Genomic DNA, 11,760 nt, shown 5'->3' on the forward strand with positions numbered 1-11,760 from the left:
TTTAATTTTCAGAATATTAGTCAAATGATATAATAAATAATATTTAATATATATAAGGAGAGAGTATGTTTAAAAAATTTTCTAGGTTAGGACAAGCTTTCATGTTGCCCATAGCAATTTTACCTGTTGCAGGTTTGCTTTTAGGTTTGGGTGCTGCCCTTTCAAATGATGCTGCCATTTCAGCTTTTCCATTTTTGGGTGTTAGTTGGTTACAAACTTTATTTTCTATAATGTCTGCAGCAGGAAATGCTGTTTTTACAAATTTACCCCTAATTTTTACTATCGGTGTGGCAGTTGGACTTGCAGATAGGGATAAGGGTACAGCTGGACTTTCTGCGGCAGTAGCTTATCTTGTTTTTGCAGGAACTATTGCAGTTTTACTTGAAAAATTTTCTGCAGAAGATGCAAGTATTGATACAGGAGTGTTGGGAGCTCTTGTAATAGGGCTAATAGTTACTAGACTACATAACAAGTATCGACAAAAACAACTACCAGAATTTTTGGGATTTTTTGGTGGTAATAGATTTGTACCAATAATTTCAGCATTAACTGCAATTTTAATAGCTATTGCATTTTATATTATTTGGCCACCTATACAAAATGGTTTAGAAATAGTAGGTAAATGGATTGCAAATCTTGGAACTGTTGGATCATTCTTTTATGGATTCTTTTTAAGATTAACAGGAGCAGTTGGTCTTCACCACACTATTTATCCCTTATTCTGGTATACATCCTTAGGTGGAAGTGAAAAGGTAGCAGGAGAAATGATTTCTGGTGCACAAAATATTTACTTTGCCCAGTTAGCGGATCCAAATCATGTTGGACTTTATACAAGAGGGACAAGATTTTTTGCAGGTAGATTTGATACTATGATCTTTGGCTTACCTGCAGCATGCCTTGGTATGTACCATTCAATTCCAAAAGAAAATAGGGCGAAAAATAAGGGCTTTTATGTAAGTGCAGCTTTGACTTCTTTTTTAACAGGAATTACTGAGCCTATAGAGTTTTCATTTCTATTTGCTGCTCCTTGGTTATATGTAATACACGCATTTTTTGATGGACTTTCTTTCTTTTTGGCTGATTTGTTTAATATCAGAGTTGGAAATACTTTTTCTGGAGGACTTATAGATTTTATCTTATTTGGTCCTTTACAAGGAAATGCAAAAACAAATTGGATAAGAGTTATACCTATAGGAATAATATGGGCTATTCTTTATTATTTCTTATTTAGAAGCCTAGTAAGCAAATTTAAAATAGCTATACCAGGTATGCAAGTAGAAGAAGGAAATAAAAAAGAAAATATAGTAAGTGATAATAATTCTGATTTGGAAAATAAATCCATACAAATTATTGATGCTCTAGGTAATCAAGAAAATATAGAATATGTGACAGCTTGTGCAACTAGACTTAGGGTTACTGTAAAAGATAAAGAAAAAATAGACCAAGAGTTACTTAAAAATTTAGGAGCAACAGCAGTCTTAGAAGTTGAAAATGGTATACAAGCTGTATTTGGAAGTAAGGCTAATATATATTCTTCTAAAATAAATGAAATTTTAGGAAGAGATGATTGATAAAATAAATTTTTAACCACATTATTAATAATAAATGTGGTTTTTATTTGCAAAAAATTAGAAGGGTGCTATAATTATATTAGTGTATGGTGAAATGCATAACACTTACTAGGAGGTAAATTGTGTTTGAATTAAACCCAAACTCTGATACACCTCTTTATATGCAAATTGTAGAGCAAACGAAACTTGCTATTGCAAAAGGTTATTTTAGAAATGGAGATAAGTACCCATCTGTAAGAGAACTATCTCGTGAACTTTTAATTAACCAAGCAACAGTTTCCAAGGCATTTAAAGAGCTGGATAAGCAGGGAATTATTGAAACAAAGGCTGGAATAGGTACTTTTATTTCTTTTGATGATAGCAAAATTAGTGAAAGAATTAAAGAAATGAGTAAAAAATTACAAGATGACTTAATAGAGGCAAGATATCTAGGTATTACCCTTGATGAAATTATTGCTATGTATGAAAAGGCAGGTGATTATAATGATCGTTGAGGCAATCAATATAAATAAGAGTTTTGATAATAAAAAAGTTTTAAAAGATGTTAGCCTAAATTTAGAAAAAGGAAATATTACAGGACTGGTTGGTAGAAATGGATCTGGAAAAACAACTTTACTAAAAATATTAGCTGGTATTTACAATGCTGATAGTGGCAAATTCAAAATAGATGGCAACTCTTTGACAGTTAATCCAAAAACAATTGAAAAAGTTGCTTATATGCCAGATAGATTTGATTATTTTAACTATGATAAGTTAAAGGATATACCGGGTTTTTATAAAATTATATATCCAAAATTTGATGAGAAATTTTTCTTTGATGAAATTGCTAAATACAATTTAGATATTGACCAAAATGTAAGAAATTTCTCTAAGGGTGAGAAAAATCTTTTGGGACTAATTTCAATATTATCTACCAATGCAGAAGTTTTATTGGTAGATGAAATCTTAGATGGAATGGACGTTATAAATAAGCGTGCAATTATCCAGTATTTATTAGATGCAAGGGATAAAGATTGTGCGGTTTTTGCCTCTAGTCACGAACTAGCAGGATTAAGCGGTATTTGTGATCAAATATATTATCTATCTAAAGATGGTCATTTGGCAGCGACAAATGCAGATGAAAATAAAAATATAAATAAACTCCAAATAGTTGTTAAAGATGAATTACCAGAAGAAATAAAAGAAAAATCAGTAATTATTTCTCATATAGGAAGGGTTTATAATATTTTAATAAATTTAGATGATAAAAATCTAGAAATCTTATTAAAATCTCCAGAAGTTGTACAATACGACAGATTAGAGATGAAAGTAGAAGATTACTTCTATATGGAAGAAGGAGCTAAGTAATGAATGATTTAAAAAAATTATTTAAGGTGATTTGGAAAAGATTTTCTGTATGGATTGGGCTTTTTGCAATTTTAACCTTTATGATAAATGGTTTATCAGCTCGTGAGCAAACGAAACAGTACCAAGAATATTTAACTAGCAGTGTAGCAAATATGGCTAGGAATTTAGAGGTAGAAGCACCTAGGGCTGGTAAAAAGTTCGACAAAGATTATATAGAAAAGTCTGATGAAATTTTTGAAAAATTTGTAAAAAAATATAATATAAAGTTTGCAGACCAAGATGAATCAGATTTTTATCCAAGTGTTTATATGGATGATAATTCAGATATAGATTATGAGCTAATGGATCAAGCTTCTCAATATAAGCAAGTAAAAAGATTTTTATCTAGTAGAACTTTAGGAGAAGAATATTATCTAAAAAATATATTTGCACCAATACTATTTTTTATTTGCGTAATTGGATTTTTGATAACATCTTTGGAACAATCATTACCATACTATGAATTTTCAACTATGTTTCCATGGAAAAAACGTGATGAAGTTTGGATGAAGGCATTAATATTATTTGGACTCGGATTATTGGTATTATTAGCAAACTTTATAGTAAGTTCTCTAATTCTCACTTCATCAAGTTTAGCAAATATAGTAAGTCCACCTAGTATGGGAAGCTTATTGTTAAAGATGATTTTGATAATGCTAGCTACTAGTATTATGATAGTTTCTACAGGCATGATTGCTGGAAACTTCCTAGGTCATATTGGAATGATGGTAGTTTCTGTAGGGGGGATTGAGCTAATTTGGCAAAATATTAGAGTCATTATTTCTGTATTTAGTCAAGATACTATAGTTAATTTGGACCAAGGGTATGAAAAATTTATTAATAATATATCTTTATTTGCTAAGCCATTTATGTCTATCCTGTATACAAGAACATTTTATCAAAGTGAATTTGCATATTTGATCATAGCAATATTGTGGGCAATACTTGCTTATTTAGTAAGTCAAAAATTAGGTGGAGAAAAATCTGGATATATGATTATATCAACATCTGTAGAAAAAATTGTAAAAGTACTTGGAATAGTAAGTCTAACAAGCTTATTTTATGTAATACTCTCTGATACTATACTAGGATCAAATAATATTATCATAGATATTGCAATTTATGCACTAGGTCTATTGATTAGCATAAAACTATTTGATATTCTATTTAAGATAAGACTTAAATTTTAGTTTTTAAGGAGAGATATATGGCAAAAGATCGATTAACTTGGGATGAATATTTCATGAACTTAGCAGTAACAGTTTCACAAAGAGGAACTTGTGATAGAGCCTATGTAGGTTGTGTCATTGTAAATAATGACCATAGAATAGTAACAACTGGGTATAACGGTTCTATAAAAGGCAACCCACATTGCGATGAAATTGGTCATACTATGAGAGATGGTCATTGTATTGCAACTATACATGCAGAAATGAATGCACTTTTATACTGTGCCAAAGAAGGTATATCTGTAAAAGATTGCATTTGCTATGTAACACATTTTCCTTGCTTAAATTGCACAAAAAGCTTAATACAAGCTGGTATAAGCAAGATTTATTATAAAGAAGCTTACAGGATGGATGAATATGCAGTAGAACTTTTAAATCGCAATAATATAGAATTTATTAAGATTGATTTGCCATAAAATAACAATCTTAAATAGGAGTAAATATGCACTATAGTGAAGATAATAAACAATATCATATTGGAGTTGATAGTGAAGATATAGGAAAATATGTGATCCTTCCAGGAGATCCACAAAGATGTGAAAAAATAGCCGCTCATTTTGATGATGCAAAAAAAGTCGGAGATAATCGTGAATATGTAACTTATACAGGATATTTAAATGGTGAAAAAGTATCCGTAACTTCTACAGGCATAGGGGGACCATCAGCAGCTATTGCCATGGAGGAACTTACAAAAATTGGTGCTCATACTTTTATACGTATAGGAACCTGTGGTGGTATGCAAGAAAATATAAAAAGTGGAGATGTAGTTATCGCCAATGCTGCAATTAGGGCAGAGGGAACCAGTAAGGAATATGCACCAATAGAATTTCCAGCAGTAAGTACTTTTGAAGTAACAAACGCTTTAAAAAATGCCAGTGATAAATTAAATCAAACAAGCCATATTGGAGTTGTTCAATGCAAAGATAGTTTTTATGGTCAACACGAGCCAGAAAAAAAACCTGTTTCTTATGAATTAGAAAATAAATGGCAAGCTTGGCTTAAAATGGGTACACTTGCTAGCGAAATGGAGTCTGCAGCCTTATTTACAGTTGCAAATTATCTAAAAGTTAGAGTAGGATCTTGTTTTTTAGTAGTAGCTAACCAGGAAAGAGAAAAAAAAGGACTTGAAAATCCGGTAGTTCATGATACGGAAGTAGCTATAAAAGTAGCTGTAGAAGCATTAATAGAACTAATCGAAAAAGATAAAAGTAAATAATATTTAAAAAGCTGGTTTAGTAGAAAGTATACTTAAAACCAGCTTTTTTAAGGATTATATACGGAATTTTTTTGAAAATATTTTAACATTGCCATAAATAAAGAATAAGATGCAAAGACTATATCAAAAGTGAGAAAAATAAGTAGGGTAATAGTAATAATTGTATTTATAATAGCCGTATCATTTATTTCTATCTACAGTATTTTTGCAAAAAAATTTGAAGTAGCTAAGAGAAAAATAACTGGAGTATTTACATTAGCTCTGCTAGTTTATTTGATATATTTAATTAGAAATCATATAAGAACAAAATAAATAAAAACCGGGAAGATTAAATAGACTTCTCGATTTTTATTTAAGTAGATATTTAAATATAGTTGAAATAGCACGTAGAAAAGATGGCTACAGGATAATAATTTTAACACTAAAAAATAAAGAATTTAATATCAATAATAAAAGATCTTTAATAATAATGAGAGAAGAATCCCTGCTATGCACCAAATTTAAAACTAGATCAAGAAAATACTCATCATACAACGGACAAATAGGCAAAGTAGCAGGTAATTTAGTAAAAAAGATAATTTACAGCTAATAAACCAAATCAATTATGGTCAACAGATGTAACAGAATTCAGATAAAAAAGTAAAAAAGAAAAGCTATACCTATAACTAATATTAGATATATACAACAGTGAAATAATTAACTACACATTAAGCAATCATCAAACAACTATATTAACAAATACAATGCTAGAAAAAGCATTAAATAAAACAAAAGATATATGTAAACTAATATACACTCGGAGCAATGATTACATATCAACATTAAACGGACTAAAATACTAGAAACAATGAGCATAGACAAAGCATGTCAAAAAAAGGGAATTGTCTAGATAATTCACCTATGGAAAACTTCTTTGGAATACTAAAACAAGAAATATACTACAAAAACAAGTTCAAGTCATATGAAGAATTAAAATCAGTCATAGACAAATTGACAAAGAAGATAGAATAAAAGAAAAGTTAGGATATTTAAGTCCAGTAGAATATAGAAAAAAATGTTCAGCATAAAAAATTCTACCCCTATGGGTGGAAAGGAATAATAAAATACCAGAACTAGTATAACTACCAGCCCTGGTATTAGGTTCAACTTTATGGGGTCACCTTACAGACCCCGTCTTTTTATAGACATAAAATGTGAACTTTTATTTTTCGAAAATTACGTAAGTAATATATTTTATATTATGTTTAAATTAATCATTAAAAATATATTTAAAATACTAAAAATAAGAGCTATAATTGTGAATATTTTCTTCATATAATATTCATTTATTTCTTTTCCATTTTTTTTGTCTTTTATTATTAAAAATCCTCTAATAGTAGCTATTATAAAACCTATTTCAAATATCATCAATAACATAATCACCATTTCCTAATCTTAGTATGCTTAATAGAATTTAAACTATCTATTGGAAATTCCGCAGAAGCCGTCATTATAACTTTACATCTACTAGAACCTACATTAATCTACTTTAAATTAATTACCCAATAAATTTATATATAAACGTTATATACTAATACATCCATAAATAATTTATATTTCTAAAATATATTTAAAATTTAATAAAATAAATTACATATTATTACATATATGACTAATTAGTATATGCTTTATTTTATAAAAATATTTAAAATACTTAAATTTTATTCTATTTCTTCGATTTCTACATAATCAAGCATTGTGACTATTTGTTCGCGAGTTGGTAAGTCTATAACTCTTGCTGTAGCAGATGCTGCAGCTACTGCCATTTGATATGCTGCTACTGGATCACTATTTTTTGCCATATTTGCTAAAAATCCAGCAATCATTGCATCACGGCAGGCATTTGTATTTAATATTTCTCTGCCATCTTCTATTTCGTTTGATTCGTAAACTTTATCTTCTGTAAATAACATGGAACCATGGGCACCGTAAGATATAATTACGTTTTTTGCTCCCATTTCTAATAATTTTTTTCCGTAAGGTATATAGTCAAATTTTGTTTTAATATTGGCATCAAATATTTTTATAATATCGTAGCCATTTGGTTTTATAAGTAGAGGTTTTTCTTTAACCATATTTATTAGATATTGGCTAGGAACATCTGCTACAAATTCAGCTCCATTTGCTTTTGCAACTGATAGTAATCTATCATATATATCTTCATCCATATTTTCTTGCATAGGAGGCACAGAACCACCAAAAATAATAGTATCTCCTTCACGAACTCTAGAAAGATAGTATAAAAGCTCGTCTACCTCATCTGAAGATATATTTGGCCCTGGGAAACTAATATATGTTTCTCTTTTATTTTCATAAATTTTGACATTTGTACGATTTATTTCTTTCATCTCAACAAAGTCTGTCATAATATCTTCATTTACTAACCAATCTTTTATAAATTGTCCTTGAAATCCTCCTACAAACCCTGTTGCAATAGTAGGTATTCTCAAAGCTGAAAGTACTCTTGATACATTTAAAGCTTTACCACCTGGTAAAATTCGCTCACTTTTTACATCATTGCGTTCTCCTAAATTTAATTGGTCTAGACCAACAAACAAATCTATAGAAGGATTTAAGGTTACTGTATAAATCATTATTACTCCTTAAATTTTAAGTGTTCTAACACATTCTATTATTTCTTCCATGTGCATACCATGGCTTCCTTTTACAAAAATCAGACTTGATTTTGTTACTAATTGTTTTAGCTTATCGCATACATCAGCCTTATTTTCAAAGTAAAAGACACGATTTTTTGGGAAAATTTCCATAGCTCCCTTATACATTTCATAAGAAAGAGGCCCATAAAATAGAGCAAAATGTATTTCATTTGGATCTATTTTTTTGCCGACTTCGTAGTGGAGATTTTTTTCATTTTCTCCAAGTTCTAACATATCGCCTAAAACCACTATTTTATTCTTATAGCCTTTTAGGGTATAAGTTGTATTTAAACCTGTTAATAGAGCTTGGGGATTTGATTTATATGAGTCATCTAGAATATCAAATCCATTTAATTCTAAAAGAGCTGACCTATTATGACTACCTTTTACTTTTTGTAGACCATCTTTGATTTGATCATCACTAAGGTCTAAAATTTGGGCAATCATTGCTGTTATACCACCATTATATATTTGATGATCACCTAAAAGTGGAACTGAAAAAGTTGTATCTCCATGTTTAAATTTTACCCCAGAACTATCATTTTTTACTGGAGTAATTACAAAATCTGCATCTTCACTACTAGCAAAGGTTAAGACTTTTTGCTTTAAATCATAGTTAGGAACTATTTTTTTAAGTACTGGATCATCTAGATTATAAATAAAGATTCCATCTTCTGAAAGACCCTCGGTAATTTCCATTTTTGCCTTAGCAATACCTTCACGTGTTTTTAAATTATGAAGGTGGCTATCACCTATATTTAAAATTGCAGCTATATCTGGTTGAGCTATACGTGTTGTTAGGGCGATATCACCAAAATTATCTGTACCAAGTTCAATAATTCCAATTTCAGTATCCTCATCTAAAGATAGGATTGTTTTTGGAACACCAATTTCATTATTTAAATTGCCCATTGTTTTTTGAACTTTGTATTTTTCTTTTAATGTAGATTCTAGTAAATCTTTAGTAGTTGTTTTACCATTAGAACCAGTTATACCTATTATTTTTATGTCTAATTCATTTCGATAAGCTGTTGCCAAATTTCTTAAAGCTTTTGATGTATCATCTACTATTATATAAGGAATATTAATGTTTTTATTAATTTCATAATCCTTATTTATTAAAAAAGCAGCTGCACCCTTATTTTCACACTCTTTTATAAAAATTCTGCCATCAAATACTTCTCCAATTAAAGGAATGTATAAGTTAGCTGGGCTAATGGTTCTAGAGTCTGTAGAAATCCCTTCAATGAAGATATTTTCTTTACTAGGATCAGAAATTTCACCTCCTAGCATATTTGCAATTTGACCTAATGTTCTTTTAATCATTTAAATCTCCTAAAACCATCTTCAATTAATTTATCAATTACATAATCAAATGATTCATCATACATATCCATGGCAAGTCTTGCGAAAAATGAAGTAGGTGTAAAACCTGGGAAAGTATTTATTTCATTAATAAAGAATTTGTGATCTTTAGTATAGAAAATATCCACACGGGCAAAACCTTCGCAGCCTGCAGCCCTGTAGCATTCTTTAGCAAATTCTTTAGCTTTGTTTTTGTAAGATTCTTCCATTTCATAAGGAATTTGAGCTATAGTTTTGCTATCAAAGTATTTTGCATCATAGTCTAAGAATTTATGATTTGTAATATATGCTGCCGGAGCAGAAGCATCCAAATTATTTCCTTGACCAATAACAGCAATTTCTATTTCTTGACCGTCTATTAATTCTTCAACCAAGACCTTTTGATCGTATTTTAAAGCTTCAGCTATAGCTTCTTTAAGTTCATCCTTATTTTCAACCTTGCTTACTCCAACAGAAGAACCATTAGCAGATGGTTTTACTATTAAAGGTAGGTCGATTTCATCTATACATCTTTGCATAAATTCATCATCAAAACCTTCCTTATATGTGTAAAGATATTTTGCTTGGCTAAGATTATTTTTTTCGAAAATATCATTAGTAGTTACCTTATCCATGCATAAGGCAGAGGAAAGCAACCCATTGCCTATATAAGGAAATCTTATACAATCTAAAAATCCTTGGATAGTACCATCTTCACCGTATGTCCCGTGAATGGCTGGGATAATAATTGTATTTTCTGGACTATAATCTTTTAAGACTTGTAAAAATTCTGCTATAGATCCAGCTATATTTTTATTGGTATCTTTTACTAAATCAAATTCGTCTTTAGTTTCTATAATATCAAAAGGTTTTGAAAAGCATCCTTCTTTATTTATATAAACTAATTTGGTGTCATATTTATTTTTATTTAAGCTTTTGCTTATGTTTAAAGCACTCCTAAGTGAAATATCATGCTCACTAGAAGGCCCTCCACAAAGTAGAAAAACGTTAATCATTTATTTCTCACTTTCTTCTATAATTAATAAAATTTTACTACATATGAAAAAATGGGGCAAATTTAAAACTATTAAATTATTTAATTATAAAATTTGTAACAAAATAGTAACTTATTATTCTCAATTTAAAAACGTCAGTAGAATTTTTTATGAAAGTTTTACAAGATTATTATATAGAATTAACAAATATTTATTAGCCTACTTAGATAAATTTATGACAAAAACTTATAACTAGCTAATTAAAGCATTGGAATTTCAATATAAATCAAAAGTTAAAGAAAAAACAAAATACACATAATATCTACACAATTGGCTTGTATAATAACTCTTGTAAAAACGAGCTGTTAATAATTTGTAACTATTGTTACAAACTATAAAATTTTAAATTGAAAAATAGAGCCATAAAGGCTATGAAAGGATATAATTAGATGATTAACTTTAAAAAATATGCTATTGCAGCTGCATTAGTAATTCCAACAGCAATTGGATTTGGATCAAAGGATTCAGAAGCTAGCAAACTAGCTCTTGATAAAAACCTTGCACAAGGTGTAAATGTTAGAACAGAAGCTAAAGTAGGTGATAATGTAATCGGCCTAATTGATGATAATGAAAAAGCTTATGAAGTTTTAGAAGATAAAGGAGATTGGGCAAAAATTGACTTTAATGGAAAAGAAGCTTATGTAGTTTCTAGATGGTTCCATGTACTAGATGATACAAAATTAGTCGCAGATGCAAACTTTAGAGACGGAGCTGATCTTAATTCTAAAGTAATTGGAGTTTTAAAATCAGGTACAGAAGTACAAGTACTTGGCCTTGCTGATAATGGTTATGTAAAAGTAAAAGCAAATGATCAAGAAGGATATGTTTACCATGATCTTTTAGAATCATTTAGACAAGCTAGAATTGAAAACCAAAAAGCACAAGCAGCTCAAGCTAAAACACAAAGACAAGCTACAAATAACAATCAAGCAGCTCAAGCTCAAACACAAAAACAACAAACAAGAACACAAACTTACCAACAACCAGCTCAACAACAATCTCAAGCTTCTTCAAGCTGGGCTAAAGAATGGATTGCACAAAGAGAAAGTGGTGGTTCATACACAGCTTACAATGCAAATGGTGGATACTACGGAAGATACCAATTAAATCCATCACTAGTACCTTACGGTGCAAGTCCTGCTCAACAAGAAGCAGCAGCTGATAACTATGTTTCTCAAAGATATGGTTCTTGGGAACGTGCTCAACAATTCTGGGCAGCTAATGGTTGGTATTAATAATTAGCTTATAATAAAATATAAATTA

General features: G+C 29.7%; 10 protein-coding genes and 1 pseudogene. 8 read left to right on the top strand and 3 right to left on the bottom strand.

The genetic code is table 11. From position 1 onward, the window contains the following. The first annotated feature begins 65 nt into the window (after nt 1-65). The 7 genes and pseudogenes from DY249_RS00990 to DY249_RS09480 all read left to right on the top strand — a co-directional run. Nucleotides 66-1,571 carry a PTS transporter subunit EIIC gene (locus tag DY249_RS00990; RefSeq protein WP_115594872.1) on the top strand — a complete coding sequence of 502 codons (1,506 nt, stop codon included), beginning with the start codon at nt 66-68 and terminating at the stop codon, nt 1,569-1,571. 122 nt (nt 1,572-1,693) lie between these two features. Further along, on the top strand, nt 1,694-2,065 hold the full coding sequence (locus DY249_RS00995; RefSeq protein WP_101540227.1) for a GntR family transcriptional regulator: 372 nt from the start codon (nt 1,694-1,696) through the stop codon (nt 2,063-2,065). Continuing rightward, the gene (locus DY249_RS01000; protein ID WP_115594873.1) at nt 2,055-2,918 is read left to right on the top strand and encodes an ATP-binding cassette domain-containing protein; all 864 of its coding nucleotides are present in this window, start codon (nt 2,055-2,057) and stop codon (nt 2,916-2,918) included. Before DY249_RS00995 ends, DY249_RS01000 begins: the two co-directional genes overlap by 11 nt. After that, entirely contained in the window at nt 2,918-4,147 is a 1,230-nt protein-coding gene (locus DY249_RS01005) for a hypothetical protein (RefSeq protein WP_115594874.1), read from the top strand. The genes DY249_RS01000 and DY249_RS01005 overlap by 1 nt, the downstream gene beginning before the upstream one ends. Before the next feature lie 17 nt (nt 4,148-4,164). Beyond that, nucleotides 4,165-4,602, top strand: a complete 438-nt coding sequence (locus tag DY249_RS01010; protein ID WP_101540224.1) for a deoxycytidylate deaminase — start codon at nt 4,165-4,167, stop codon at nt 4,600-4,602. Between the two features lie 26 nt (nt 4,603-4,628). After that, nucleotides 4,629-5,402 (top strand): uridine phosphorylase, encoded by a 774-nt coding sequence (gene udp / locus DY249_RS01015; protein WP_101540223.1) that lies wholly within the window; start codon nt 4,629-4,631, stop codon nt 5,400-5,402. An 858-nt stretch (nt 5,403-6,260) separates the two neighbouring features. Then, a pseudogene (locus DY249_RS09480) lies at nt 6,261-6,469 on the top strand (IS3 family transposase); the annotation flags it as partial. A 633-nt stretch (nt 6,470-7,102) separates the two neighbouring features. Here DY249_RS09480 and DY249_RS01030 read toward each other — a convergent pair. Genes DY249_RS01030 through DY249_RS01040 form a run of 3 tightly spaced genes read right to left on the bottom strand, consistent with a single transcriptional unit; the run spans nt 7,103 to nt 10,458 of the window. Continuing rightward, nucleotides 7,103-8,035 carry a 1-phosphofructokinase family hexose kinase gene (locus DY249_RS01030; protein ID WP_101540220.1) on the bottom strand — a complete coding sequence of 311 codons (933 nt, stop codon included), beginning with the start codon at nt 8,033-8,035 and terminating at the stop codon, nt 7,103-7,105. A gap of 9 nt (nt 8,036-8,044) precedes the next feature. Beyond that, entirely contained in the window at nt 8,045-9,424 is a 1,380-nt protein-coding gene (locus DY249_RS01035) for a UDP-N-acetylmuramoyl-tripeptide--D-alanyl-D-alanine ligase (RefSeq protein WP_101540219.1), read from the bottom strand. After that, nucleotides 9,421-10,458: a D-alanine--D-alanine ligase family protein gene (locus DY249_RS01040; protein WP_115594876.1), complete on the bottom strand. Its 1,038-nt coding sequence runs from the start codon at nt 10,456-10,458 to the stop codon at nt 9,421-9,423. Before DY249_RS01040 ends, DY249_RS01035 begins: the two co-directional genes overlap by 4 nt. Nucleotides 10,459-10,886: 428 nt before the next feature. On the opposite strand from DY249_RS01040, the gene DY249_RS01045 reads away from it, so the two are divergent. Then, entirely contained in the window at nt 10,887-11,732 is an 846-nt protein-coding gene (locus DY249_RS01045) for an aggregation-promoting factor C-terminal-like domain-containing protein (protein WP_115594877.1), read from the top strand. Nucleotides 11,733-11,760 lie beyond the last annotated feature (28 nt).

Source organism: Anaerococcus octavius (assembly GCF_900445265.1).
Taxonomy (GTDB): domain Bacteria; phylum Bacillota; class Clostridia; order Tissierellales; family Peptoniphilaceae; genus Anaerococcus; species Anaerococcus octavius.